Raw genomic sequence first — 25,817 nt, forward strand, 5'->3', positions numbered from 1 at the left:
ATAGATATGCCGTGTTTTTATGCATTTACAATATATGTTATCAATTAACATGTAAGGACAACGCATGTATTCACGACTCATAAAACGCTTCCATAGTTATGCATGATTTGTATAGAATGTCATTTTGTTAAAAAATTTTCACAATTCTTACAAAAAGACTTTATTAATTTTTATTTTACTGGCATAATAGATAGTAATGAAAAAGAATGTTAAAGTGGGTGAGTAAATGAAAAGTGGAGAAAAAGATTACTCGGTAAAAGAAGCGATGATTTTCAGCCAACGCATTGCTCAATTATCGAAAGCGTTATGGAAATGTGTAGAGAAAGATTGGCAGCAGTGGATTAAACCTTACGATTTAAATATTAATGAACATCATATTTTAACAATCGCTTATCATTTAAAAGGGGCTTCTATTTCTGAGATTGCTAAGTTTGGAGTTATGCACGTATCAACGGCGTTTAACTTCTCGAAAAAGCTGGAAGAACGCGGCTATCTTGTATTCTCAAAAAAGGAAGATGATAAACGAAATACGTACATTGAAATTACAGACAAAGGGGAAGAATTACTACTTCGCTTAATGGAAGAGTATGATCCTGAAAATAATTCAGTGTTTAATGGGGCTCTTGCACTTCGTAATTTTTATGGGAAGTTCCCAGAAAATATCGAACTGATTGCAATCCTGCGTAATATTTACGGACAAGATTTTATCGATATTTTTGAGAAATCATTAGAAGATATTGAAGAGAACTTTACAGAATCCGATCAAAAGTTAGTTAAGAAATAATCTATTTATTTTTTCGCAATCATGCTTAAGAATTCATTCATAAGCGGCTTAAATAAACCTTGTTTTGCTAGCGCTTCCGCAGTTTCGTGTACTTCGAGCTGATGTGGAAGCGCTTTTTCAAATTGATCTAACAGCGCATCGAACAAAAGAAGCCCTTCTGCTTTCTCCACTACATATTGCTCGTTCAGTTTTTCACAAAGATTTAGTATACGTTCAATATCTTTTTTACGAGCTTTTTTCTTTATGATCAAAGAATAAAATGGACACTTCTCTTCATCAATCATTTTAAATAGTAGGTCTACATAGTATTCAGCTTGTTCTAATCTTCTAACAACGTCCATTTTCTCCCTCACTTTCTAACACAAAGTCTTCTATTTCTGAATTTTGTAACACGAACAAAATATCGTGTGATACAATATATGTATATGTATTTTAGCCAAAAGGAGGTCTCGCCTCATGACACTTATAACAGTTGTTTTTGTCGCATTCGCACTTCTTGTTATATTTTACACGAATTTCATGACACATACACTGTGTGAACGAAAACAAATAGCTGCGAGCCGCCAGCCCGGTGTCTTTCGGGTTATTAATGTATGTATAACAATTTTATTAATTTCTAGTTATATAGAAATTATATTTCATGGAAAGTGAGGAAGGAAAGCCCCTTCCTCACTTTTTTCCTCTATAAGCAAATTATACCTACAATAACCAATAAAATAAACAGTACAAGTAATAAAATAAGTTGAGAATTCATCCCCATCCCCTCCTCTATTCTGTATATGCGGTATACGCCCAATATGGCACACTTTCAAAATCTGACACGTGCTGGTTAATTTTTCTTTATCAATATGAAAACGAGTCGAAATATGATATATTAAATTTTGTACATATTGCTTATACTATAGAACAAAACATTCATCAAAACTTTATCCTCAGCCTCGGTAAGCCCTGTTAAGCGCGCTTTACCAATATAAAAAAGCAAAAGTATCAGTGAGACTTAATCGGGCTCTTATGAATCAAAATTCATTGGTGTAGGATAAATTAAAAATACATAATAGTAGGAGTGTTTATCGAATGAAGAAAGCTATGCTTGCCTTAGCCGCAACAAGTGTAATCGCATTATCAGCATGTGGAACATCATCATCAGACAAAATTGTTACATCTAAAGCTGGTGACATTACAAAAGAAGAATTCTACGATCAAATGAAGACACAAGCTGGTAAACAAGTACTAAACAACATGGTTATGGAAAAAGTACTTATTAAAAACTACAAAGTTGAAGACAAAGATGTAGACAAAAAGTTCGATGAAATGAAAAAACAATACGGTGATCAATTCGATACACTATTAAAACAACAAGGTATTAAAGAAGAAACTATAAAAACTGGTGTGCGTGCTCAATTAGCTCAAGAAAAAGCTATCGAGAAAACAATCACTGATAAAGAACTAAAAGAAAACTACAAGCCTGAAATTAAAGCAAGCCACATTCTTGTAAAAGATGAAGCTACTGCGAAAAAGGTAAAAGAAGAACTTGGACAAGGTAAATCTTTCGAAGAGTTAGCGAAACAATACTCTGAAGATACTGGTTCAAAAGAAAAAGGCGGAGACCTTGGCTACTTTACTGCTGGTAAAATGGTTAAAGAATTCGAAGATGCTGCTTACAAGCTGAAAAAAGATGAAGTAAGCGAACCTGTGAAATCACAATTCGGTTACCACATCATTAAAGTAACAGACATTAAAGAACAAAAACCATTTGATGAAGTAAAAGGCGACATCAAAAAAGATCTAGTTCAGAAGAAAGCACAAGATGCTGCATTCATGAATGATCTTATGATGAAAGAAATCAAAAAAGCTGACGTAAAAGTTGACGATAAAGATTTAAAAGATCTTTTCGAAGAGAAAAAAGCTGACGATAAAAAAGAAGAAAAGAAATAATGAAGTAAAAAGCTTGGGCTTAGGCCCGAGCTTTTTTATGTATCCTCTTCGTTAACGAAAGTTTATTTTTTCATTCGTTTAACTAAAACCATCTTTTATGCATTTCACTTAAAAACATTTCTGTAATTTTAAATCCAGAACTTTCTCCTATAATAGAGTCAATCCCGCAATGCGGACAAACTGCTGTGTTATCATCATCCCACCACTCTGTAATTTTTTTTGGATGAAAAATTTCTAAACAATAGAAACAACCACATATAACATCCTTTTCTAAGTGCTTTCTATTACGAGAACAAAAACGATGCGCTTCCTCAAAATATTTTTGCATCAGTATCCCCCTATTCCTGATTTTCTTCTTTGCTTTACTTACATTCTCCTCAATAAAATTGCAATTCTTCCTTAAAGAAAAACACAAAAAAACCTTGATCCACGCCACGCAGAACCAAGGTTTATCTTATTATCATTGATAAAATTCAAAAACTATGTTAAATTAGTACAGAAACACGTTTTACAAAAAGATGATACCGTATTTACCCGTATCTTAATTGTACACCAAAACACATCTTCAGTCAACCTCTATTTTTCACTTTTAAAGGAGTGCTTACGTATGAACAAAAAACTTGATCAAGAGCAAAAACGATTGGATACCGTAATTGAAACGATTACGGAGCAAATTGATAAACTGGAAAACGAAACTGGCAGACGCCGGGCAGAAGTAATCAATATTCGTAAACACTTCTGGGATGACGTGAAAGTGAACACGGATACTTTTGATGATTATCTTGAAACAGTTATCAACTTAAGACAACAAGCTCAGTCACTAGCTGTCACACAAATTACCCATAAGCACACCTTTAATCGACTTGCCGCACTAAAACGCATGCATAAAGCACCTTATTTCGGACGAATTGATTTCAAAGAAGAAGGCGAACCTAGCGCAGAGCAAATTTATATTGGCGTTGCTACACTTACTGATGCTAGCGGAGAAAACTTTCTTATATATGACTGGCGCGCACCTATTTCGAGTGTATACTACGATTATCCACCAGGACCAGCTGAGTACAGTACACCAGGAGGCGTAATCCACGGTAATGTGGAGAAAAAATTACAATACATTATTCAAAATGGCGAGATTGATTCTATGTTCGATACGAGCCTTACAATTGGCGATGAAATCTTGCAACAAGCGCTCGGAAAAGGTACGAACAAACATATGCAAAGTATCGTCGCTACAATTCAGCGTGAACAAAATGAAATTATTCGTCACGATGAAGGCCGACTCCTTATCGTGCAAGGAGCTGCTGGTAGTGGTAAAACGTCAGCTGCCCTGCAGCGAATCGCCTACTTACTATATAAATATCGCGAATGGCTAAAAGCGGATCAAATTATTCTCTTCTCCCCTAACTCTATGTTCAATAGCTACGTTTCTAACGTACTACCTGAACTCGGTGAAGAAAATATGCAGCAAGTGACATTCCAAGAATATTTAAATCATAGACTGAGTAAGTCATTTGACGTTGAAGACCCTTATGAGCAATTAGAATATATGCTAACTGAAACAAATAGCCCTACCTATAAAACGAGAAATGCGAGCATCCGATTTAAAGCATCCACTCAATTTTTCGAGATGATTAGAGCGTACAGACAATCTCTTGAATCTTCAGGCATGCTATTTAGAGGAATGAAATTTAGAGGAAAACTGATTGCCTCAGCTAAAGAAATTACAGAGCAATTTTATAATACTGACTCCTCCCTCCGCTTCCATAGTCGAATTGAGAAGTTAACGGATTGGCTAAATAAGCAAATAGATGCACTTGAAAAAGCAGAACTGAAAAAACCTTGGGTAGAAGAGGAAATTGAATTACTTAGTAAAGATGAATACCAAAAGGCTTATAAATATTTACAGAAAAAAGGCGAGTTTGACGACAACTCCTTTCAAGACTTTGAGAAAGAAACAAGAGTACTTGGGCGTATGATTGTCCGTAAAAAAATGAAGCTGCTTCGTAAAGGCGTTCAAACATTGCGTTTCATCAATTTCACAGGCATATATAAACAGCTCTTCACAGATGCATCATGGGTTCCTGGGGAAAAACCGAAAGAGTGGGATGACATTTGCTCATTAACAGTAAACATGCTTGATGAAGGAAAGCTATATTACGAGGATGCGACTCCATTTTTACTTTTAAAAGAATTAATTGAAGGCTTCCAAACGAACAGATCGATTAAACACGTACTCGTAGATGAAGCGCAAGATTACTCTCCGTTCCAGTTCGAGTTTTTAAAACGTCTCTTCCCTGCTGCAAGAATGACGGTACTCGGAGACTTTAACCAAGCGATATTTGCCCATGCGAGTGAAACGGTGAATTTCGATACACTTACGAATTTATACGGGCCAGACAAAACAAACGGCATTAACTTAACTCGTAGCTATCGCTCAACAAAACCGATTATTGAATTTACACGCGCTCTCGTACCGGAAGGGAAGAACATTCACGCCTTTGAACGTGACGGCGCGAAACCTACAGTGACGAAAGTAGCTAATCACAACGAACTACACGAACATATTACTGCTAAAGTTGCTGCACTACAAACAAAGCAGCACAATACGATCGCAATCATCTGTAAATCCGCAGCTGAAAGCGCCGCTGCCTATGAGGAACTTAGTAGCATTGAAGATATTAAACTTGTGAAGAGCACCTCTGCTGAATACGAACAAGGCATTGTCGTGATCCCTGCTTACTTAGCGAAAGGTATCGAATTTGATGCCGTTATTATTTACGATGCTTCTAAAGATGTGTACAGCGATGAGAGCGTTCGTAGATTGTTCTACACTGCTTGTACGCGAGCGATGCATGAATTGCACCTTTATAGCGTTGGCGAGGTTAGTCCTTTTGTGCTTGGGGCTGATTCGGAGAGTTTTGAGCTTATTACAACACCTTGATGACAATCAAGGTGTTTCTTTTTTTGCAGGATTTACACCTTTAAAGTAGAATATGTCATTTTAGAAAAAGAAGAGGGTTATTTATCATACCCCTCTTCTACTATCTATTTACGTTTTTGAAACAACACAATTAAGACCGGTAATATGGTTAAAGCGCAGAATAAAGAAAGTGTTGTATCAATAACAGTTGTAATACCAAATTCACGTAAGACTGGGAAGTTAACAAAAATTAACGTTGAAAACCCAACAATTACAGTTAATCCGGAAGCGGTAATGGCTTGCCCCACTTTTGAAAGCGAGACGCGAATTGCTTCTTTGGGAGACAGTCCCTTCGCCTCTTCTTCACCATATCTTTCCATAATGAGAATCGTAAACTCTGTTCCAATTCCAAGTACAAGGCAACTAAGTGCTGTTGTTAGTGGATTATATGAAATATCGAGTAGTTTTAAAGCACCTGGCGAGAATCCTAATACTAAAACAATTGGTATTAATGGATATAATGCATGTTTTACACGGCGATACACAAGGAATAAAGATAGGAAAATAATAAGTAGCCCCGCACCAATCATGAGTTCACTATTTGCACCGATGTTATCAATACCATAAAGCATCATAACTTGCGCACCCGCTGGCTTCATTTTCACACTATCGATTGGCTTCATATCCTTTGATATGTTATGCATCAATTTCAATTGCTCAGCAGAAGAAAGATCTGGATTCACTTGGAACTGAACTGTTGCGTATTTTTTATTCTTACTTATAACCGTTTCTTTCAGAGAATTCGGCACGTTTTCAAGTTCATTTGCTACTTGTTCAGTAGATTTTGGCAACGCGCTTTTCCCGTTGATTTGCAAAATAACTTTAGGTAGTGATATAACATCACTCACATCTTTATATTCATTTTCAATCTTTTCACTTTCACTATGCATCCAAGACATCACTTTCGGTTCTGTGACATCCTCTGCTTCTACTAAATACGTAATATATGTTGTCGAGCCAACTATCTTTTGTAATTGTTTCGTATTTTTTAATGTCTCCATATTTTGCGGAATCATTTTTGTTAAGTCTGTTTCAGTCGGAATAGACCTTTCTGCCATAAATCCAAGACTAGATAAAATAACGGAAACAATTAAAATAGGAATTGCGAGTTTCATAGCTAGATTAGCATATTGATTTAAGAAACGTGATAGCATTGTATTTTTATCTGCATCACTTTTTAATGGAGGTGCTGCTTTTTTGCGATCTAATAAGTAGAATGTTGAGAACATCAATAATAGTTCAATAACGTAACAGAATAACACACCAATCGCTAACGTTAATCCAAATTGTTGCATCATCGGCGCTTTCGATACATACATCGTCAGAAAGCTTAAACTCATAATTACAACTGCAATCCCTACGCCAGGTCCAATATGACGAACGGCATGTAATGTTGCAAGTTTCGCATTACATCCACTCGTTTTATATTCCTCTTCATATCTATTATGGAATTGAACACCAAAATCGGTGCCGATCCCTATAATGATTGGTAATGTTGCCATAGTTGCGAGTGTAATCGGAATTCCGGCCCACCCCATGAAACCAAATGTCCATATTAACCCGATTAACACAAAGGCTAATGAAATAACACGACGCCTTACAGGGAACACGAAGAATAGTACAACAATCATTAATAGAACCGCTAAACCGAGCATGATTCCTAAAGTTGTTATAACCTCTTCTTGAATATCTCCTAAAATAGCAGGCATTCCAGCTACTTTCACTGTTACACCTTGACTGAAGTTCGTATTTTTAATAAGCTCGTTTAACTCTTTATTAATACGTACATAAGTCGTCATTTCTGTATTATTCGATGTGTGAAGCTGAATCACAACGTATTTTCCATTCTCAGGAATGAGTTGTTTCAATTGGTCTGGTACTTTTCCTTTATTTGAAAAGACGATTTCATGAAGTAAATCATTGTTCATATGTTGAACATTCGGTAGAGCTTTCAAAATATCTCGTTGCATATGATTTTTTTGTTGTTCTGTTAAAATGCTTTGCGTATACTTTGCAACTTCATCATTTTGCTTTTCCGTTAAAACAGATTGCGTTATTTTCTCTTGTTCATCAACTGTAGGAGTATGGCCAAGTGCAATCAATTGCTTTTGTATTTCTTGCATTGGTTCAGGTGCAAGTTGTTGGTGAATAAATACTCCCATTTTTTCACGTTGCTCATTCGTTAAGCTACTTTTTACGTTATTATTAATTCCGTTCATTTTTTCACTCGGAATGGAGTTTTTCAAAGCTGTTTCTAATTTCAGATTTGTTTCCCCTGTATCAAATGCTGAAAAAGAAGGAGCAGGAGCGGATAACATTTCATTTAATAAGCCCACATAATGCGTTGATCCTGTAATATCTTTTATATCTTCTGCTTTTTTAGTGAATTCTACAATTGCCTTATTCGTTTCTTGCGAAAGCAATGTATCGCTCTCTCCACTAAGTAATACGTATATACCATCCCCGCCAAAATGTTTTTGGTACGTTTCGGTATCCTTATAAACGTCAGATGTATTACTTAAAAATACATCATTCCCCATCCTCATCTCAATTTTCGTTATACCAAATACGAAAAATATCGTTAAACATAATATAAGCGCAATATTCATCTTTGCGTACTTGATGATAAAACGTCCAATTGTATCAAAAGCCTTATTCATATTTTTCTTTCCTCCTTTGCTATGCTCAATAATTTATCATAGGCTTTAGAGGAAAACGATGAATAAAAATGAATATACGTCTCAAAATGAGACATATGTCTTATTTTGGTTCATTTATGAGAAAATTATTAACGATATAGATGAGTTCTTCTTTTGAATACGGATATTCATTATTAATCCATTTCTTTATAATCTCAAAAAATCCACTACAGTAAAAATCACATAACACATTTGGATAATCTGAATTTTGGATTTCCCTTGAAAGAGGGTCGTTATATTGCGTTGCATTTTCATATAAAGCCTCCCCACCAAGTTGAATCAACTTATCATATAATTCACGGCTATTATTTTTACTCGTAACGTTAAAAAACAACGCACGATTGACATCTATGTAATCAATTACTTCTTCAAAAAATGTACGTTCTAAATTTAAACCTTGCTTCGTTTGTTCGAATAGCTCTATGGCAACAGTATTTATCGTGGCACTAAAGAGCTCATACTTATCAACGTAATAACGGTAAAACGTACTTCTATGAATCATTGCTTTTTCGCAAATATGATTAATCGTAATGGCTGAGAATGGTTTTTCTTTTAATAGTTCCATGAACGTGTTCGTTATTAAAATTTGTGTACGTAAACGAGTGAGGTTACTCAATTTGTTTGTCCTCCTATATGTAAGTGATGCTAAAATATCATTTTGTTGTTCTTTTAGTATGCCGTACTTAATTATAATAGTGAATTCTTTTTACATATAAAAGAAACACCTTGATTATTATCAAGGTGTTCTCTTCATTCTAAATGGCATATCTTTACGTCGATATACACTCAGCACAATCCCCATTATAAATGCATGAAACAGAGTTGGTATCAATCCGTAGCTAATAAATGGTAATGATATAGAAACACGTGGTAATATCCCGAGGGTCATGCCAACGTTACAAATAAAATGGATTACAAAAAGAGTCACTCCGCCAACGAGAAGCAATTTACCATAACCATCATTTATTTTATAAGCTATGTTCATTATTCTTACTGCAAAAAGAGAAAGAATCACGACAAGAACTAGCGCAAGTACATATCCATAATAGTAAGTCAAACTTGCAAATACAAAATCAGTATGGGCAGCACGGATAGACTTTATATTTTCATATGTACCGAACCAACCTGCTGAAGACATCGCCTCTTTTAAACGTAAATACCATAGATCATGCTCTGGGTTTAACATTCCTAAAACTCTGGCCATACGGTATTCTTTTACAGCAGACCAGGAAAGTAGATCCCTAATAATCAATGGTACAATAGGTAAAATCGTAATGAGCCATGCCGTTTTCTTTCCTAACTTACTCCACCAAAGCATAACAAATACCATCGTAATGTAGATGAAAACGGGTAAAAGAATTGATATAGTTGAAAATAAATATAAAGAAAATACGTACAACATGAGAAGATGTATAAACTTTAACCTACTATTATTGAAAAAAGAAGCCCAAGCTAGAAAGAAGAATGGTATGGTCATTAAACAGTCAATTTTGATGGGGCCAATTTTTATTATCGCTTCCCCAATCACGTAACCAGTCGGAAAACATTTTATAGCTAACAAGATAAGTATTCCAATTGTATAAAACAGCCACCCGAGTCTTTCTAGCTTCCGGTAATCAAGCAGCATCATCCCAACAGCTGTTGCAATGCCGAGAATTACAAAAATTACTTTGTTCATTAGTAAATCGTTCGTATGCCCAAGAGCGATTATTGGTAAAAACCCTAACCCCATAGCAGCTACTAATAAAATAAGTAAGAACCAATCCACCTTTGGCTTATGAAGTTTGTTAAGTTCCCGGCCAAGTTTAATCGGACTCCCCATTTGTTCAACAGCCTTATCTTCAGCAACTTCCTCACTTAATCCTTTATCCATCCACATATTCTTCGTCTGTTTCAAGTGAAAATCTAGTTCCGTTGCTACTAAGTCCTTCGCTTCTTTTGATTTAATATGGTTCGTAACTTCTTTTAAAAAACGCTCTCCTTTTTTGTTCATTTTTTTCTCACCCCTGTACTAAGCCTTTTAATATAAATCGTGCCTTTGTAGCATTTTTCTCTGCCTTTCGCAGCATCTTGTTTCCTTTATCATTTAATTGATAATATTTAGCTCCTGCGTGATCCCAGCTAGATTGGATAAAGCGATTCTGTTCTAGACGATGTAATAAAGTGTATAGAGACCCTTCATCACCTTCGAATTTTTGAATCCCTCTTCCTCTTAGTAACTGCATCAATTCATAACCTGTTTTTTCATTCATAAGAAGTTGTAACACTGCTAAAAGGATATCTCCTTCCTTTTCGGACGATTGCTTAATTTTTTCGCGCACCTGCTTCTGGTGCTGATCAGAAAAACTCAAATGTTTAAACGTTGTGTTCTCCATTGATTTTCGCAAGCCTTTTAATCGATCTTCCATTTGATTATTCCTCCAATCCTTCCTTCAAAAGTTCCTTCGCTTTTTTCAGTCTCGTTTTTATCGTGTTTTCCTTTACGTCTATTACCATAGCAATCTCTTTAATTGATAATTCTTCATAATAAAATAGATAAATGACTTCTCGATATTTTATCGGTAAATTCATTACTGCAGAAGCTAACCTACTATCCTCAGCATTTTGAATGACAGTTTGTTCGACACTATCATTTTGAATCCCACTATACGCAAATTCATCCTCTGTAACGATTACCTTTTTGTTATACCAACTTTTTATATAGTCCTTACATTGATTGATCGCAATTCTCCATAACCACGTTTTCACATTCGATTTCCCTTTGTATGTATGAAGAGATTTATAACATTTCACAAATATATCTTGCGTTACATCCTCCGCAACCTCTTTATTATTCACATATGAATACACAAGCTGTAGGACTTCTTGTCCATACTTGTTCATTATTTCGTCGATAAGGTCCTCCTTATCTTCTATTTCAAACGCTTCTATCGTTAATTCATCCACATCATTTCCTCCTTCCCATATATTAGACGACAGACTGTATGGAAAAGTTTTATAAATACATAAAAAAATACGGATGGTAATGTCCATACCGTTTTTTTATGTATATTTATTTACTTCTTGTCCCCTGACACTAATGTTCTGCTTAAAAACAGGAATTTTCATCCATATATCTTGTTCCCTATTTTAAAACATAATACAATGAATACGTAACTTAATAAGCTATAACTAGTAGGTGTGGCAGTCATCTCTTCCATTTTGAAAAAAGGGGGAGGTGATAATATGATCGCGATGTTTGTAATTAAATTAGTGTATGGTATCCTAACCGGAGCTGGCGTTGTCATCGGTAGAAGATACGTCGGTCCATGGCTAATTTCTGTATACAAAAAAGCGAGAACCACCCTGCTTCGTGGAAAAGGTAAGGGCGGTTCTCGGCTAAAACGTTAATGTAATTGTCTTATAACCGCACCTACTACCACCACAATAGCAAGTTAGGTTACAAAGGCAGAAGTTTCTCAGGCTTCTGTCTTCTTTATTTTATGCAAAATTCATACTAAATACTCTATCATCATTGTAACACATTTTATTTATTTTTAGTCAAGAGAAAAAACCACCTAAAGGCTCCCCTTCAGTTGGTTTTCTATTTTACGCTAAAGCAGCCGCCTATTCTTGTTGTTCTAGACTTTTTCTAGTTCAGCTGTGCCGCTCTCATCATTTATAGCACCAATAAAGACGGATTATGGACCCGCTTCATAACAGTAGGATTAAACAAGGAACAACACCTATTACGAATATAAAAAATCCTCTCACTACATAGTACCTATGTTTTCAGCGATACTCTATTACCATCAAATTAAATTTGTATAATTTAAACTACAGAATAGCGAGCTAATTTTCAAATATCTTCTTTCGCATAACCTTAAATTTATTATCCAGTTGCATTATGCTTATAAATAAAAGATATCCTACCGACGCACCGAGCATATTTATAGCAATCCGCCACACATCAAAAACATCAGACAAAGTTAGTAAATGTAATATCTCCCAAACAAGAAAGGTCATAACATACCACTTACGAGCTTTCTTATAGTTAGTCACTTTATTAATGAGCACTGGAACGAAAAATCCGAATGGAACTACTAATATTATATGTTGTAAAACGCTTAACCAATAAGTTGAGTTTCCCCAAGGACCTGGATGTGCAATAAAATCTTTAACTTGCCAAAGTGTTATTCCAAAAAGTTGTAATAACGTTTCTAAATCAGATATATGTAAAAATTGCTGCCAAAATTCAATGGGATGATAGACAGTCCCACCACCTGTCAAACTGCGAACAGAGTCAAATGTAGAAGTTGAAATAAACGTTCCTAAAAAGACAATAAAACAAATGATTATATAAGGAATACATAAAATTTTTGATAATACCTTTAATGGCCTAGGAACTTCGTATACCGATTTATTAATCTCTACGCCAATAACTTTTGATTCTCCAAAACTTTGAATCGCTTTATAAATCGCTTCTTTTTCATTCATACCTTGTTCCATATATTCTTCTTTCAAGCTGTTCAAGTGATCATACATTTCTAGAAATAACTCATCCTGTTCAATATCACTAAGTTCTGAATAGGCTAAAATAGACTTAATATACTCATCAAATTCACTCATAAATAACTCCTTTCTGACAAGCTTGAATTAATGCTGTTACACTCTCCCAAGAGTTCACTTTCTTCTGCAATTCTTTTTTCCCTTTATCTGTAATAGTATAGAATTTCCTTTTCATCCCATTCTCAGATTCATTCCAATAAGATTCAAGAAACTCCTTTTTCTCTAATCTCTTTAAAGCAGGATACAAAGTTCCCTGTCCCATACTATACAAATCTTCACTTGCATCCTTTAAACTTTGAGCTATTTCGTAGCCGTATGTATCATGTTTTGCAATGATAGAAAGTAATAAAATATCTATACTTCCCTTCAAGATTTCTTTGTCCAACAATACCACCACCTTATATACATAGTATAACAACATATGTCGTTATACAACATAGTTAGAAAAATAATCCAAAAAAACCACCTAAAGGCTCCCCTTCAGGTGGTTCTCTATTTTATGCTAACGCAGCTGCCTGTTCTTGTTGATCTACAGGAATTACAGCGTCTGTTAATGCTTTTTCTAGTTCAGCTGTATATTTCATTTGTTCTTCTTTGCTCCAGCCTAGTTTCGCAGCCATGTAGTTGATTACTGCTTCTTTCCACTCGTATACCCAGTGGATATTGAAGAATACAGCGCCTCTACGGCGTACGAAGAAGTCAACTGGTTTTGCTGTCATTTCGTAATCCATTGCGTATACAAGCGGGATTAGAACGTCTAGTGGCATGTTGTATTCTTTCGCTTCGTCTTTATGTTTTTTCGCTAAATCAAATAGTACGTCAACGTTAGAGCCGTAGAATTTCGCGAATTCTTCTGCTTGTGCTGTTGTTAAACCATATTTCGTACCTTCGCCAGCTTTTTTCGCAACGAATGCTGGGAATCCGTGTGAACCATCTACATGTCCACCAGAGATTGGCATATGTTTCGTGTCGCTCTTCGGATATGCGCTATGACCTTCTTTTTGTAGTAAGTTCGTTACGTAGTCTACTACCATTTCAGCCATTTTGCGGTATCCAGTTAATTTACCACCTGCGATTGTAATTAAACCAGATTCAGAAGTCCAAATTTCGTCTTTACGAGAAATTTCAGATGCACTCTTACCTTCTTCGTAAATTAACGGACGTACACCAGCCCAGCTTGATTCGATGTCTTTCTCTGTAATTTTCACGCTTGGGAACATGTAGTTAATCGCATTAATGATATATGTGCGATCTTCTGTTGTCATTTGTGGTACAGCTGCGTCTTTATCATAGAACGTATCTGTTGTACCTACGTATGTTTTTCCTCCGCGAGGAATCGCGAACACCATACGTTTATCTGGTGTATCGAAGTAAATCGCTTGACCTAATGGGAAACGTTTTTGATCAATTACTAAGTGAACACCTTTTGATAACTGAAGTACTTTTCCTTTTTTCGAGTTATCTTTTTCACGAAGTGTATCTACCCAAGGACCAGCTGCGTTTACAATTTTCTTACCGTAAACTTCATATACTTCACCGTCTAGTAAATCGATTACACGTACACCACATACTTTTCCATCTTTATATAAGAAACTATCTACTTTTGCGTAGTTAACAGCTTTTGCGCCGTGCTCAATTGCTTCTTTCATTACTTCAATTGTAAGACGCGCATCATCTGTACGATATTCTACGTAGTAACCGCCGCCTTTTAATCCTTCTTTTTTTACAAGAGGCTCTTTGTTTAGCGTTTCTTCACGGTTAAACATCTTTCTGCGCTCGCTTCGTTTTACACCTGCTAAGAAGTCGTATACACGAAGACCAATTGATGTACTAAATGATCCGAACGTACCGCCTGTATGGAACGGAAGTAACATCCACTCTGGTGTTGTTACATGGGGACCGTTCTCATATACGATCGCACGCTCTTTACCCACCTCTGCTACCATTTTCACTTCAAGTTGTTTTAAATAACGTAGACCACCGTGTACAAGCTTCGTTGAACGACTTGATGTACCTGCTGCAAAGTCCTGCATTTCAAACACAATTGTTGATAACCCGCGTGTTGCTCCATCTAATGCAATACCAGAACCAGTAATACCTCCACCAATTACGATCACATCTAACTCTTGTTTATTTACTCCGTTTAATACGTCTTTACGTTGTTTACTTGAAAATTTCATGGTAATTCCTCCCTTTGATAACGAAAAAAGAGACCACAAACTCCGCTATAGATTTCGCCTCTATAGCGCGTTGTGGTCTCTCCAAATCTCCTACCGAATTATTAACTTGTCACCATTATAACACTGTTTATGATTATTTGAAAGCTTTTGTTGCTTCAATTGCTTTTTTCCATCCAGCATATAGCTCTTCGCTTGTTTTCGCTTCCATCGTTGGTTCAAAGCGTTTGTCCATATGCCACTGTTCTTTAATTTCATCTTGGTTTTTCCAATATCCAACCGCAAGACCAGCTAAGTATGCTGCACCTAGAGCCGTTGTTTCGTTGATTACTGGACGCTCTACAGGAACATCTAAAATATCACTTTGGAACTTCATTAAGAAGTTATTTTTAACTGCTCCGCCATCAACGCGTAATGTTTTCAGCTCAATACCTGAATCTGCTTCCATTGCGCATAATACATCTTTCGTTTGGTAAGCTAAAGATTCTAGCGTTGCACGAATGAAATGCTCTTTCGTCGTACCGCGCGTTACACCAAACATAGCGCCGCGTACTTCACTATCCCAATAAGGTGTTCCTAGTCCAACGAATGCTGGTACAACGTATACACCGTCAGTTGATTCAACGCGACTCGCATACACTTCACTCTCACTGGCATCTTTAAACATGCGCATTCCGTCACGTAACCATTGAATTGCAGAACCCGCTACGAAAATACTTCCTTCTAATGCGTAGTTTACTTTACCATCTATTCCCCATGCAATTGTTGTTAATAGACCGTGCTCAGAAGCTACTGCTTTTTCACCAGTGTTCATTAACATGAAACAACCAGTTCCGTAAGTATTTTTCGCCATACCTTCACCGAAACAAGCTTGTCCAAATAATGCTGCTTGTTGGTCACCAGCTACACCTGCAATCGGTACATTTTGGCCGAAGAAGTGATAATCAATTGTTTCTCCGTAAATTTCAGATGATGGACGCACTTCTGGAAGCATGCTCTTTGGTACTGTTAACATTTCTAGAAGCTCATCATCCCACTGTAAGTCGTGAATGTTAAACATTAACGTACGTGATGCGTTTGAGTAATCTGTTACGTGTGCTTTACCACCAGATAGTTTCCATACAAGCCACGAATCAATTGTTCCGAATAATAGATCGCCGTTTTCTGCTTTTTCTCTTGCACCTTCAACGTTATCTAAAATCCATTTTACTTTCGTACCAGAGAAGTATGCATCAATTAAAAGACCTGTTTTTTCGCGAACCATTTCGCTATAACCTTTTTCTTTTAACTCATCACAAATTTCAGCTGTTTGGCGAGATTGCCATACGATTGCGTTGTAAATTGGTTTACTAGTTGTTTTATCCCATACAACCGTTGTTTCACGTTGGTTCGTAATACCGATACCAGCGATTTGTTCTGGTTTTACATCCGCTTCGCTTAAGCAAGTTGCGATAACTGCTAAAATAGATCCCCAAATTTCTTGTGCATTATGCTCTACCCAGCCCGGCTTTGGAAAATGTTGTGTAAACTCTTTTTGAGCTGAATGAACAATTTCACCTTTTTTATTGAAAAGAATTGCGCGTGAGCTTGTTGTTCCTTGGTCTAATGAAAGAATATATTTTTTCATATCGGTTTCCCCCTTATGCTACTTTTCTACTATTTGTATTGCTTCCGCTTTTTTTACTTGTCATATAAGAGATTGCTAGTACAATCACAGTTGCGATAATCACATAAATAAGTGCTGAATTTTGTTTTCCTTCAAATACAACTTGATGGAATAAACCTGCAAGTGATCCACCTAAAATTGGACCAACTACTGGAATCCATGCATACTTCCAGTTTGAACCGCCTTTTCCTGCAATCGGAAGGAAGAAGTGTGCGATACGCGGACCTAAATCACGCGCTGGGTTAATTGCGTATCCTGTTGTCCCACCTAATGATAAACCAATACTTACAATTAAGAAACCTACGATAAATGGATTTAATCCATCTGCAAATTTATTTGCACCAATTGCTAATATACCAAATACTAAAACGAATGTTCCAATCATTTCACTTAAAAGGTTTGCAAATGTGTTCGGAATTGCTGGACCTGTTGCAAATACACCTAACTTTGTTCCTGGATCTTCTGTTTCTTTCCAGTGTGGTAAGTAATGTAAATATACGATAACTGCCCCGATAATTGCCCCAATCATTTGTGCTACGATATAACCTGGTACGTCACTCCATGGGAACGCTCCCTTAAATGCTAATCCTATCGTTAACGCTGGATTCAAATGTGCCCCACTAATTGATCCAACCGCATACGCTGCAACCGCTACTGCTAAGCCCCAGCCCATTGTAATAACAATCCAACCTGAATCTTTCGCAAACGATTTCTTTAAACTTACACCAGCACAAACGCCGCCACCAAGTACGATTAACAACGCAGTCCCTATTAACTCTCCTAAAAATGCTGACATAGTATCCCTCCACAATCAATTTAAACGCTTTCAAATGTGATAGAGGTAAAATGAATGGCCATTCGTTTTTGTCAAAAGAAAAAGACCCACAGCTTGCACGCTTCTATATAAATTTATATAGAAACAATGAAATGTGGATCTCTACTTTTCTCCGTCACGTTTATTAACTTGTCTATAATGTTAACCGCAAATGAAAGCGGTGTCAACGAAGAAATTCACATTTTCGTCACTTTTTTTGGTAATGTTTCCATAGTTCACGTTTTGATGTCGTAATTGCTGTCGCACCAGCATTTAATGCTCTTTCCACATCTTCTACAGTACGAATAAAACCACCTGCTAAAATCGGTACACCAGTACGCTCTTTCACTTCAGCGATAACATCCGTTAATGCTCCAGGAAGTACCTCAATATAATCCGGTTTCGTCTTATCTAAAAGATTGCAGCTCTTCTCCATCGCACTCGAATCGATTAAAAAGATGCGTTGTATTGCCACAACACCTTTTTGCTTCGCCTTCATAATAACGCTCGCCTTTGTTGAAAGTAACCCGTACGGTCTAAACTCCTGACATAAATATTCCGTCGCATGCCCATCACTCTGCAAACCATGAATTAAATCCACATGTAAAAATACCTTTTTACAATATTGCTTCGCAAGTGATATAACACTCTTCAATTGACCGACATGAATATCTAAAATAACGATATATTCATACGAACTATGTAATAGCTTTTCCAAATCTTTAATTTGCCTCACTGCCGGCAAAATCTTCTGTTCATGAAATTCCATTCTAAATGTCCCCTTCTTTATGTCATCCTATCCTTTATAGTACACAATTTAAGTGAAAAGAACAGCCAGTGTTGGGGATTTCTTTCAAATCTTTCCTCTATTTATATATTTTCTTCAACTTATCGGAACCTATACCACCTATAATCATGAATACAAGGGGCAAAAGATTCATTACATATGGCGCATCTGCTACAATTGTAATACTTGCTCCAGCAAACTTATTTAGCATCCATACAACGATTTTTGCAATAAACAAAAATACTCCTATCATAAATAGACTATCAAAAAACACCTTCCATTTTGGATACGCCAATTGCTTACTATCTTCAATTATTTTCTGCGTCAATTCTTCATCACTCCTTAGCAGTTCATCAATTGTAATACCGAACAGATCACTTAAATGAATAATAATTTCAATGCTCGGATAGTTCTTTCCCGTCTCCCATTTCGAAACAGATTGCCTGCTCACATGAAGTTTTTCAGCCAAATCATTTTGCGACCAATTTCTTTTTTCCCTTTCTTCTTTTAAACGCTCACTAAAAATCATACTGTGTTTATCACCTCTCTATGCCCATTATGTTCAAATAAATGATGAAGAGTAAAGCGAGTTATTGTTGCATTTCCTGCACAACTTATACGTTACAGCTTATAATGGCGCTCTTTTATATGTATCTTCCCTATACTATGCTCCAATAATAATTTCCCGAACAATAATACAAGGGACGGATACTAATAAAGTGAAACTTTAATCAGCCCTCACTAATCGGGCTTTTACGGACAGCCCGCGCCCCACCTAACTTCTTTGATTCCGCTGAATTTTGAGGTGGGTCTTACTGCCCGGCAAATAGCGGGATAAAGACTAGATTAGGCATAAAAAATACGCCATCCCTTCTTATCAGTCTCCAGAAAGAATAACGCAAATTTTCATTTTTACTCATCACTTTTCGGACTATATGAAAACCCCGGATATTTCACAACAGGCCACTTCTCCTTACGCAGAGAATCCATTACTTGCGGGCCAACATGTATATTACTCTCCACTATTTCTTTAGGAGTCAGTGCCATCCATTGATTTAACGATACATCTTCAAAACGATTGCTTCTGAACATCTCTAAAAACCATAATGTTTCGGTACCTGTATTTTGAATATAATGCCCCGTCGCAAACGGTACATATCCGACATCGCCAGCTCTATAATCAAATGTACGAGCGGTACCATTTCCAAGAAACACAGTCATTCTCGCTTCCCCTGTCAAATAATATTGCCATTCATCATTATTCGGGTGCCAATGAAGTTCTCTCATTCCACCAGGCTCAACCTCAACAAGCGCTGCTGCGATTGTTTTGGAAATAGGGAAATTTGTGGAATCTACAATTCGAACGCTACCACCAGACGTCTTAATCGGCTTTTGTTTTAACAATTCATGTTTGAATGTTAAAGGAACTTCTCCTTTCGGTGATTGAACTTCCTGACTTTCAAGCGAACCTGGCACCTCTCCTTGATAAATATAAACTTGATCTGAAGGGAGAGAACGAAAAACACTCTCAGGTACTCCAAAATTAGCCGACAACACTTCTTTTGGCGTATGCGCAAACCAATCAGAAATAGCTAAAGTAGATAAATCAGAAAAATGCCCATCATCGAAAACGAGTAGAAATTCACAATGTTCCAATCCTTGAATGGAATGCGGAATACCAGGAGGAAAATACCAAAGATCACCTGGTCCAACATCAGCAATAAAATTCCGTCCATTTTGATCAACAGCCGTTATGCGTGCCCGTCCTAAAAGCATATACGCCCATTCTGCTTCTTTATGCCAATGTAGTTCTCGTACTCCACCGGCCGTTAAACTCATATTTACTCCGGCAATCGTCGTCGAAACCGGTAGTTCCCGAGCAGTAATCTCCCGAGACCACCCGCCTTGTTTCAAAATCATAGAAGTGTCCGAGAATGAAAACTTCAAGTTAGGAACTAACCCTGCATCCGTTATAGGCGGAACAAGCATATTCGGATTTTGAATATCCCGCATAACATTACGAGGTCCAGAATCAATCGCACCTGCTCCGTCGCTACGGATTGGTTGCGGCACATTCCCTCCCGCTTCACTAACAGTACGTTTCTTCATGATTACACTCCTTTTTCATCCGGTTATGAAGTAAAAAGCCTCCATCATAGTGTATGAATTTGGCTTTAGATGGTTACAGTTACTATGGAGTTACATCATCTGCCTATCATTATCGTTTTGTTCATTTCTCAACTTATACTAGTATGCTTAGCGCTTAGGAAGACAAAAAATAAACTAGAACTAACAAAAAACCCTGTAAAATTTATTACAGAGTTTTTCACCAATTATTTATTGTTTTACATATCGAATACGAACATTATCGTCCATTTGATAAATTTGTAATGTGTTTCCATAACTAATTCCTAACTCTTCACTTGCACCAACTGCACTTACAAATACCCCTTTAAATACTTTATTTTTAGTTGGTTTTACTACCAATACTCTTCGCTGCTTCTTCAAACAGTTTTGAACCTTCTTGTGCTTTACTTAATGATTGATGCATTTTACTCTCGTCTTCTTGGTCCAATGCATCAAAAAGAAGTTGAAAACAATCCGCATATAGTTCCATCGACTGCTTTATCTTCGCCTGTTCTCCCTGTAACTCAGGGGGCGCTTGTAAATTCTTCAGTTTCTTCGTTGTTGCCTTTGCTCCACCTAAACTTAGTTGTACTTCACTTTTCTTTTGTTTGTATGATTTTACGTCTGAATCTGCTATTCCTTCAATTAATTTCATTGTATCTTCAATTTGAGTAGCACTATTTATGATATCTGCCTTGTACCTTTCAACATCTGAACCAGTTACCTTACCAGGTGAAGAAGTTGAATTATTTGAAGAAGAACTTGATTGACTACTTGATGAACTACTGTTTGTACCTTCACCTTTCGCTACAGATAAGCTATCTTCTTTCTTGCTATCAGTTGACTTACTCTCTTTTTCAGAAGCCTTATTTTCTTTCTCTACCTGTTGTGTTTCTTCTTTCTTTGGCTCATTAGCTTTCTTACCATCCGTTTCAATTGTAATACAACCGCTCAATAACATAACTGGTAATGCTAAACTTACTAATTTCTTTGCTTTCATGATTACTACTACCCCTTTAGTTGTAAAATTTAGTGTGAAAAAGTTAATATACTTAATTAATAAATTTTCCCCGAGTAATTTATTAGAATCTACTACCCATAGATTTCCTGTATATTCATAATCTTTCCATATATAACATTTTACAAAGAATTACATATTTGGTCAAAAGGATTTATGTAGTCCTTAAAAGAAAATTTTAATCACAAAGAAAAGAAGCTAACAATAAATTGTTAACTTCTCAGCTTAAGGAAAAATAGTATCTTTCCTTATCTTCTAATATCTAGGTTGTGATTGAATATTTGTAAGATGAACATCATACATATCAATGATTTCAAGAAATCTATCAGCTTCACGGAAAACATGGTCTGCTAATAATGGATGAATGATACTCTTTATTTTACATTGCTCAATTAAATCACGTGCTGTTTTCTTAAAATCCCGAAGAGATGCAACTGACACGCGATTTTGATCTAAAAATTGATCTAAAAGAGGAGCTGTTTGGGATTGTGGTTTCATAGATTCTAAATCAATTGCTTGATACATCAATTCATCAAAATCATTGCTAAAATTTCGTGCTGTATCTACAAGCTTTCTTTCCGACGGATCAAGAAGATGGCCAATAAATTTAGCATGGTCTGCCATAATCCGTAAAAAGAAAACATTTTCTTTAATAATAGCATCAGGAAGGGCATCTAATTTACCTTCATTTAATTGTATTAAACGTTTTCTAAAATAATCAGCTTCCCTACTTGTATGGTCAACTAAAAGTGGAAAGTTATTTTGTCCTGGCAATTTACATGTGAGAATTAACCCTAAAATTTTTCGCTTAAATCCCCAAATATTAGTTGCAGCTTGTTGTACTTCTGCATTAAATCTTTTTATTTGCTCAGGATCTGTTTCATTTGTATAGGAATGCGCTATTTGTTCAATATGTTCAAACAATCGATAAAATTGATTCGCCTCTTCGATTAGTTGAGTATCCTCGCATCTAAATCCCAAGCGAAGAAAAAAAGAATGCTCTTTCATGATTCTAGACCAAAAACGAATTTCATTTAATGAACGCTCAACAAACATTACAGACGTAACGCCTGTATCAGGATGTAATGAAGTTTCATCCCTATGCATTGTTAATCCCCCCCAGTAAAATCCCCGCTAGTTCCATTCTTATGAGGAAAAATATATATAAATACCATCAATAAAAGTTTATGATGACTCTCTTATACATGTAAAATTAAACTAATATAACCTTAGCTTGATGAACATATACTGCTCCCCCAGAAGAAAAAAAGCTACCACCTAGTTGTAAAATTTTACCAGGTGGTAGCCTTTCAAAATTTCTATTAAAGCAATACAGAATCCTTATCACTATCCTGATTACGTTTCTCGCGCTCTTCTTCTAAGCGCTTCATATATACTTCGCCTTCTTTTTCGATAAACTCATTATCCATATCTTGCTCTTTTTTCGAAGTATATAAAACCATGTAGCCACTTAGTACAATCCCAACAATTACAAGATACACCCACCATGGTAAAGTTTCCAAATCACTTCATTCCTTTCCTTAGACAAGCCTTATTAGTTTCACTTTATGAGGAAAGAATTGGATTTATGCTTAAAAATTTTATTTTGGATGCTTCGCGAAAAATGCTTGTACATATTCCATAAACTCAATTGGTTCTTGACGAAACGGTGCGTGGTATCCTTTTTCAATAATATGAAACGTACTATTTGCAAATAGCCCATGATACAGTTCACCATTTTTCCAAGAAACACTCTTATCATGTCGTCCCCATATAATTAAAGTCGGTACCTTAATTTTATCAGCTTCCATCGCAATGCGGCGCTCTCTCATTTTCGTAAGCTGATCATAATGCTCTTTATCATCACGACTATTTTTTACTCCACTTTTATTATATTTCGTAATCTCAGTTACAGTTTGTAAGTCCGTCGATAGCGGTGGTACTTCATAACTTTCTTTTTGCTGGAAAGACTCTATCCCTGTAGCATCCGCCAAGATGAGATGCGTCACTGCATCCGGATATAAATACGCTAAATTAAGGGACATCTCTCCGCCCATTGAATGGCCGAGCACCGCAAACTGATCGTATCCTAGCTTCTTCATTAACTTATAATATAAATTCACTTGCGCAGGAAACGAATACTGAAAATCAACCGGCTTAGAAGAACGCCCAAACCCTAAAATATCAACCGCAATAATCGTATGATCTCGCACTAGTTCCGGATAAATATCACTAAACCCATCAGAAGAACCACCAAACCCATGCAACATAAGTAAAGGAGGTTTTCCCTCACCAATTTGTTTAAAATAAATCGTCTGTCCATCAATTTGCGCCATACTCTCTTTCGTATTCAGCTTCATCATAACAGTATCTTTCACTTCTCCAACCTTCGCAATCGGCTTATCAACGAAGTTACATACGATAAGCAAAATAAGCACAATACCGCTAATCAAATAAAACTTAAACCGTTTCAACATTCCCGTCTCCTTTCTCTTGTTGTTATTTAAAGTTTTTACATTTTTTGGTTATTTTATGTCCTCTTTTTAATTGTAACTAAAACAGTTACAATTATACTAAAAAAATATAACTCATTTCTGTTACTAATGGTTATTCTGTAACCATTATAGTTACATATTTAAAGTAAGTCAATTCTTTTCTCTACATGACCTGAAAATAGAAAAAGGGACTTCATGTTGAAGTCCCTTTCTTTATTATTATAGTTGGCTTACTCCGCCGTCGCCTTTATTATCTGCTGGTGCTCCGCCTGTGTCACCAATGTTAACGTAGTCTGGTCTTGCTGGTGCTCCTCCTGTGTCTCCTATATTAACGTAGTCTGGTCTTGCTGGTGCTCCTCCTGTGTCTCCTATATTTACAGCTTGATTTGTAAAAGAACTATTGAACCCAATTGATAATACCCCTACTAATGCAGTCCCAACAATAGCCAAACGAAATTTCTTCATTATTTTAACGCTCCCTTTTCCAATATATTTTTTTGAGCCTTATTATTCATATAAAAATATTTACTTGCCTTAACATGATCATCAAATTCATAAAATTTCAGTGCTAAAATTTCAGTGTATTCTTGAATACAATCCCATAATCTTTCTCTCTCAAAATAAGAAAGTCCTTCTAAAATTACATCTTCAATAATTGATACTGAAGATTTTCCATTGAGTTCTTTCAAAATTTTAAACCGATGTTGAAATTCTTTTTCTCCTAAATCAACACAAATATTTAAACCTTTTTCAACAATTGGATTCGCTAAATTATATTGTCCTAATTTGTAATGTTCATGTGCTTCTACAAACAAGGCTTTAAAGTGTTCTGGGTAATTTTTGGTCACCTCAGATATATGACGAATCGCTAATTCTGAAAGATTTTGACTAGCATAAAGCCAAGCTAAATTATGCCGAACCATTAGCATATATTTTTTTTGATCTGCTTTTTGCAATACTTCCATAGCAGAATTAAAGTTTTCTTCCGCTAATTCATAGTGATCTATGTCTACACAACATAGTCCAAAAGCATTTTCACATAATCCTACTTTTATTTCATAACCTGGATATTGTAAAAATGCTGCTTTTGCCCTATTCAAGTAATCTATTGCATGAACTTGGTCATATTTTTGATAATAGAAATTCCCCATCCGATAATTAAACTCCGCATGTTCTATCGGATCTGCAATATATTTCAATAACTTCTCAGCTTGCTCATACTGTTCTTTCGCTTCGTTATAATTTGAAATTAATGTGCAATGAAACCCTTTAAAAAAGTGATAGTAATAAGCTAGAACACCTTCTGCCGGGATTTCAAAAGATTCCACTTTATCAAAACTATCTTCTCTAACCCCAATCCAATCCACTAATGCATCATATCTAAAATTCAACAACGCATGATAAAGCAATACATCCTGATCCACGTCCAAACCACTAATCTTACTTTCAATCTCCTCTTTCATTTCCGTAGCTTTCTCTATATTTTGCTGCAACATTACACGATACCAATCATCTAAAGAATGTTTCATTTGCTCCCGCGTTACTACATCTGCTCCCATGCACTCCGCATCCCCTTTTCTCCAAAATTAGTATTTTTATACAATTATCAAAATTGTATATTACCACTCCTTTTCTATGCATTGAAAAATAATTATCAGAAAATTTAATATTTTAATTAATTATACCAAAGTTTTCCTTTTTAATAACTTGAGAAACAATTATCAGAAAACTTACTAGAATAAATAAAAAAGCAAGCAGTTCCAGCACTCCGCTAAAACTACTTGCTC

General features: G+C 36.0%; 28 protein-coding genes. 5 read left to right on the forward strand and 23 right to left on the reverse strand.

All coding sequences use genetic code 11. The features are described from left to right. Positions 1 to 226: 226 nt before the first annotated feature. Positions 227 to 784: an HTH-type transcriptional regulator Hpr gene (locus BLT20_RS02580; RefSeq protein WP_000834924.1), complete on the forward strand. Its 558-nt coding sequence runs from the start codon at positions 227 to 229 to the stop codon at positions 782 to 784. Between the two features lie 5 nt (positions 785 to 789). Here the strand turns inward: BLT20_RS02580 and BLT20_RS02585 are convergent, their stop codons facing one another. Next, on the reverse strand, positions 790 to 1,125 hold the full coding sequence (locus BLT20_RS02585; RefSeq protein WP_000383655.1) for a DUF1878 family protein: 336 nt from the start codon (positions 1,123 to 1,125) through the stop codon (positions 790 to 792). A gap of 115 nt (positions 1,126 to 1,240) precedes the next feature. Between BLT20_RS02585 and BLT20_RS02590 the strand changes: the two genes are divergently transcribed. Beyond that, positions 1,241 to 1,435, forward strand: coding sequence for a hypothetical protein (locus tag BLT20_RS02590; RefSeq protein ID WP_000172690.1), 195 nt, complete (start codon positions 1,241 to 1,243; stop codon positions 1,433 to 1,435). A gap of 31 nt (positions 1,436 to 1,466) precedes the next feature. Here the strand turns inward: BLT20_RS02590 and BLT20_RS31280 are convergent, their stop codons facing one another. Beyond that, entirely contained in the window at positions 1,467 to 1,580 is a 114-nt protein-coding gene (locus tag BLT20_RS31280) for a hypothetical protein (RefSeq protein WP_002025428.1), read from the reverse strand. Between the two features lie 278 nt (positions 1,581 to 1,858). Here BLT20_RS31280 and prsA point away from each other — a divergent pair, with 278 nt between their 5' ends. Continuing rightward, the gene (gene prsA, locus BLT20_RS02600; RefSeq protein ID WP_000710058.1) at positions 1,859 to 2,719 is read left to right on the forward strand and encodes a peptidylprolyl isomerase PrsA; all 861 of its coding nucleotides are present in this window, start codon (positions 1,859 to 1,861) and stop codon (positions 2,717 to 2,719) included. 82 nt (positions 2,720 to 2,801) lie between these two features. On the opposite strand, the gene BLT20_RS02605 is transcribed toward prsA, so the two are convergent. Then, positions 2,802 to 3,047 (reverse strand): hypothetical protein, encoded by a 246-nt coding sequence (locus tag BLT20_RS02605; RefSeq protein ID WP_001174907.1) that lies wholly within the window; start codon positions 3,045 to 3,047, stop codon positions 2,802 to 2,804. A gap of 279 nt (positions 3,048 to 3,326) precedes the next feature. Here BLT20_RS02605 and helD point away from each other — a divergent pair, with 279 nt between their 5' ends. Further along, positions 3,327 to 5,660 carry an RNA polymerase recycling motor HelD gene (gene helD / locus BLT20_RS02610; protein ID WP_073339309.1) on the forward strand — a complete coding sequence of 778 codons (2,334 nt, stop codon included), beginning with the start codon at positions 3,327 to 3,329 and terminating at the stop codon, positions 5,658 to 5,660. A gap of 104 nt (positions 5,661 to 5,764) precedes the next feature. Here helD and BLT20_RS02615 read toward each other — a convergent pair whose 3' ends face one another. The 5 genes from BLT20_RS02615 to BLT20_RS02635 form a co-directional block, all read right to left on the reverse strand. Continuing rightward, the gene (locus tag BLT20_RS02615) at positions 5,765 to 8,359 is read right to left on the reverse strand and encodes an efflux RND transporter permease subunit (protein WP_001030130.1); all 2,595 of its coding nucleotides are present in this window, start codon (positions 8,357 to 8,359) and stop codon (positions 5,765 to 5,767) included. 100 nt (positions 8,360 to 8,459) lie between these two features. After that, a complete protein-coding gene (locus BLT20_RS02620) occupies positions 8,460 to 9,014 on the reverse strand; it encodes a TetR/AcrR family transcriptional regulator C-terminal domain-containing protein (RefSeq protein ID WP_000067983.1) in 555 nt (184 codons plus the stop codon). Between the two features lie 120 nt (positions 9,015 to 9,134). Continuing rightward, positions 9,135 to 10,391 (reverse strand): FtsW/RodA/SpoVE family cell cycle protein, encoded by a 1,257-nt coding sequence (locus BLT20_RS02625; protein ID WP_001034628.1) that lies wholly within the window; start codon positions 10,389 to 10,391, stop codon positions 9,135 to 9,137. A 7-nt stretch (positions 10,392 to 10,398) separates the two neighbouring features. Then, on the reverse strand, positions 10,399 to 10,806 hold the full coding sequence (locus BLT20_RS02630) for a PadR family transcriptional regulator (protein WP_000390153.1): 408 nt from the start codon (positions 10,804 to 10,806) through the stop codon (positions 10,399 to 10,401). A 4-nt stretch (positions 10,807 to 10,810) separates the two neighbouring features. Further along, positions 10,811 to 11,344 (reverse strand): sigma-70 family RNA polymerase sigma factor, encoded by a 534-nt coding sequence (locus BLT20_RS02635; RefSeq protein WP_000344003.1) that lies wholly within the window; start codon positions 11,342 to 11,344, stop codon positions 10,811 to 10,813. A 279-nt stretch (positions 11,345 to 11,623) separates the two neighbouring features. On the opposite strand from BLT20_RS02635, the gene BLT20_RS30420 reads away from it, so the two are divergent. Next, positions 11,624 to 11,788 (forward strand): hypothetical protein, encoded by a 165-nt coding sequence (locus tag BLT20_RS30420; RefSeq protein ID WP_000561154.1) that lies wholly within the window; start codon positions 11,624 to 11,626, stop codon positions 11,786 to 11,788. 441 nt (positions 11,789 to 12,229) lie between these two features. Here the strand turns inward: BLT20_RS30420 and BLT20_RS02645 are convergent, their stop codons facing one another. The 15 genes from BLT20_RS02645 to BLT20_RS02715 form a co-directional block, all read right to left on the reverse strand. Beyond that, the gene (locus tag BLT20_RS02645) at positions 12,230 to 13,006 is read right to left on the reverse strand and encodes a VanZ family protein (RefSeq protein ID WP_001288376.1); all 777 of its coding nucleotides are present in this window, start codon (positions 13,004 to 13,006) and stop codon (positions 12,230 to 12,232) included. After that, complete coding sequence (locus BLT20_RS02650; protein ID WP_000356628.1) at positions 12,999 to 13,331, reverse strand: PadR family transcriptional regulator; 333 nt, start codon at positions 13,329 to 13,331, stop codon at positions 12,999 to 13,001. Before BLT20_RS02650 ends, BLT20_RS02645 begins: the two co-directional genes overlap by 8 nt. A gap of 112 nt (positions 13,332 to 13,443) precedes the next feature. Continuing rightward, on the reverse strand, positions 13,444 to 15,126 hold the full coding sequence (gene glpD, locus BLT20_RS02655; RefSeq protein WP_000672831.1) for an aerobic glycerol-3-phosphate dehydrogenase: 1,683 nt from the start codon (positions 15,124 to 15,126) through the stop codon (positions 13,444 to 13,446). 133 nt (positions 15,127 to 15,259) lie between these two features. Next, positions 15,260 to 16,750 carry a glycerol kinase GlpK gene (glpK, locus tag BLT20_RS02660; protein ID WP_000760011.1) on the reverse strand — a complete coding sequence of 497 codons (1,491 nt, stop codon included), beginning with the start codon at positions 16,748 to 16,750 and terminating at the stop codon, positions 15,260 to 15,262. 13 nt (positions 16,751 to 16,763) lie between these two features. Next, the gene (glpF, locus tag BLT20_RS02665; protein WP_001272200.1) at positions 16,764 to 17,585 is read right to left on the reverse strand and encodes a glycerol uptake facilitator protein GlpF; all 822 of its coding nucleotides are present in this window, start codon (positions 17,583 to 17,585) and stop codon (positions 16,764 to 16,766) included. A gap of 226 nt (positions 17,586 to 17,811) precedes the next feature. Continuing rightward, positions 17,812 to 18,372: a glycerol uptake operon antiterminator GlpP gene (gene glpP, locus BLT20_RS02670; protein WP_000394285.1), complete on the reverse strand. Its 561-nt coding sequence runs from the start codon at positions 18,370 to 18,372 to the stop codon at positions 17,812 to 17,814. 97 nt (positions 18,373 to 18,469) lie between these two features. Beyond that, positions 18,470 to 18,919: a helix-turn-helix domain-containing protein gene (locus tag BLT20_RS02675; RefSeq protein WP_000577652.1), complete on the reverse strand. Its 450-nt coding sequence runs from the start codon at positions 18,917 to 18,919 to the stop codon at positions 18,470 to 18,472. Between the two features lie 383 nt (positions 18,920 to 19,302). Beyond that, positions 19,303 to 20,499, reverse strand: coding sequence for an oxalate decarboxylase family bicupin (locus tag BLT20_RS02680; RefSeq protein ID WP_000747530.1), 1,197 nt, complete (start codon positions 20,497 to 20,499; stop codon positions 19,303 to 19,305). Positions 20,500 to 20,727: 228 nt separating this feature from the next. Further along, positions 20,728 to 20,877 carry a hypothetical protein gene (locus BLT20_RS30425; RefSeq protein WP_000260576.1) on the reverse strand — a complete coding sequence of 50 codons (150 nt, stop codon included), beginning with the start codon at positions 20,875 to 20,877 and terminating at the stop codon, positions 20,728 to 20,730. After that, positions 20,858 to 21,517 carry a DUF7018 domain-containing (lipo)protein gene (locus BLT20_RS02690; RefSeq protein WP_000644849.1) on the reverse strand — a complete coding sequence of 220 codons (660 nt, stop codon included), beginning with the start codon at positions 21,515 to 21,517 and terminating at the stop codon, positions 20,858 to 20,860. Before BLT20_RS02690 ends, BLT20_RS30425 begins: the two co-directional genes overlap by 20 nt. 273 nt (positions 21,518 to 21,790) lie before the next feature. Further along, on the reverse strand, positions 21,791 to 22,642 hold the full coding sequence (locus BLT20_RS02695) for a DUF2935 domain-containing protein (protein WP_000554479.1): 852 nt from the start codon (positions 22,640 to 22,642) through the stop codon (positions 21,791 to 21,793). Positions 22,643 to 22,857: 215 nt separating this feature from the next. Then, positions 22,858 to 23,058 carry a sporulation YhaL family protein gene (locus BLT20_RS02700; RefSeq protein ID WP_000449223.1) on the reverse strand — a complete coding sequence of 67 codons (201 nt, stop codon included), beginning with the start codon at positions 23,056 to 23,058 and terminating at the stop codon, positions 22,858 to 22,860. 78 nt (positions 23,059 to 23,136) lie between these two features. Further along, positions 23,137 to 24,009, reverse strand: coding sequence for an alpha/beta fold hydrolase (locus BLT20_RS02705; protein WP_025921757.1), 873 nt, complete (start codon positions 24,007 to 24,009; stop codon positions 23,137 to 23,139). A gap of 240 nt (positions 24,010 to 24,249) precedes the next feature. Then, complete coding sequence (locus tag BLT20_RS02710; protein ID WP_000714516.1) at positions 24,250 to 24,495, reverse strand: Phr family secreted Rap phosphatase inhibitor; 246 nt, start codon at positions 24,493 to 24,495, stop codon at positions 24,250 to 24,252. Beyond that, positions 24,495 to 25,589 carry a response regulator aspartate phosphatase gene (locus BLT20_RS02715; protein WP_000500588.1) on the reverse strand — a complete coding sequence of 365 codons (1,095 nt, stop codon included), beginning with the start codon at positions 25,587 to 25,589 and terminating at the stop codon, positions 24,495 to 24,497. The genes BLT20_RS02710 and BLT20_RS02715 overlap by 1 nt, the downstream gene beginning before the upstream one ends. Positions 25,590 to 25,817 lie beyond the last annotated feature (228 nt).

Source organism: Bacillus sp. cl96 (assembly GCF_900100505.1).
GTDB lineage: Bacteria > Bacillota > Bacilli > Bacillales > Bacillaceae_G > Bacillus_A > Bacillus_A cereus.

Excerpts from the sequence above, each read along its gene's own strand:
- BLT20_RS02580 (WP_000834924.1), top strand. The coding sequence starts at position 227 with ATGAAAAGTGGAGAAAAAGATTACTCGGTAAAAGAAGCGATGATTTTC.
- BLT20_RS02585 (WP_000383655.1), bottom strand. The coding sequence starts at position 1,125 with ATGGACGTTGTTAGAAGATTAGAACAAGCTGAATACTATGTAGACCTA.
- BLT20_RS02590 (WP_000172690.1), top strand. The coding sequence starts at position 1,241 with ATGACACTTATAACAGTTGTTTTTGTCGCATTCGCACTTCTTGTTATA.
- prsA (WP_000710058.1), top strand. The coding sequence starts at position 1,859 with ATGAAGAAAGCTATGCTTGCCTTAGCCGCAACAAGTGTAATCGCATTA.
- BLT20_RS02605 (WP_001174907.1), bottom strand. The coding sequence starts at position 3,047 with ATGCAAAAATATTTTGAGGAAGCGCATCGTTTTTGTTCTCGTAATAGA.
- helD (WP_073339309.1), top strand. The coding sequence starts at position 3,327 with ATGAACAAAAAACTTGATCAAGAGCAAAAACGATTGGATACCGTAATT.
- BLT20_RS02615 (WP_001030130.1), bottom strand. The coding sequence starts at position 8,359 with ATGAATAAGGCTTTTGATACAATTGGACGTTTTATCATCAAGTACGCA.
- BLT20_RS02625 (WP_001034628.1), bottom strand. The coding sequence starts at position 10,391 with ATGAACAAAAAAGGAGAGCGTTTTTTAAAAGAAGTTACGAACCATATT.
- BLT20_RS02630 (WP_000390153.1), bottom strand. The coding sequence starts at position 10,806 with ATGGAAGATCGATTAAAAGGCTTGCGAAAATCAATGGAGAACACAACG.
- BLT20_RS30420 (WP_000561154.1), top strand. The coding sequence starts at position 11,624 with ATGATCGCGATGTTTGTAATTAAATTAGTGTATGGTATCCTAACCGGA.
- BLT20_RS02645 (WP_001288376.1), bottom strand. The coding sequence starts at position 13,006 with ATGAGTGAATTTGATGAGTATATTAAGTCTATTTTAGCCTATTCAGAA.
- glpD (WP_000672831.1), bottom strand. The coding sequence starts at position 15,126 with ATGAAATTTTCAAGTAAACAACGTAAAGACGTATTAAACGGAGTAAAT.
- glpK (WP_000760011.1), bottom strand. The coding sequence starts at position 16,750 with ATGAAAAAATATATTCTTTCATTAGACCAAGGAACAACAAGCTCACGC.
- glpF (WP_001272200.1), bottom strand. The coding sequence starts at position 17,585 with ATGTCAGCATTTTTAGGAGAGTTAATAGGGACTGCGTTGTTAATCGTA.
- glpP (WP_000394285.1), bottom strand. The coding sequence starts at position 18,372 with ATGGAATTTCATGAACAGAAGATTTTGCCGGCAGTGAGGCAAATTAAA.
- BLT20_RS02675 (WP_000577652.1), bottom strand. The coding sequence starts at position 18,919 with ATGATTTTTAGTGAGCGTTTAAAAGAAGAAAGGGAAAAAAGAAATTGG.
- BLT20_RS02680 (WP_000747530.1), bottom strand. The coding sequence starts at position 20,499 with ATGAAGAAACGTACTGTTAGTGAAGCGGGAGGGAATGTGCCGCAACCA.
- BLT20_RS02690 (WP_000644849.1), bottom strand. The coding sequence starts at position 21,517 with ATGAAAGCAAAGAAATTAGTAAGTTTAGCATTACCAGTTATGTTATTG.
- BLT20_RS02695 (WP_000554479.1), bottom strand. The coding sequence starts at position 22,642 with ATGCATAGGGATGAAACTTCATTACATCCTGATACAGGCGTTACGTCT.
- BLT20_RS02710 (WP_000714516.1), bottom strand. The coding sequence starts at position 24,495 with ATGAAGAAATTTCGTTTGGCTATTGTTGGGACTGCATTAGTAGGGGTA.
- BLT20_RS02715 (WP_000500588.1), bottom strand. The coding sequence starts at position 25,589 with ATGGGAGCAGATGTAGTAACGCGGGAGCAAATGAAACATTCTTTAGAT.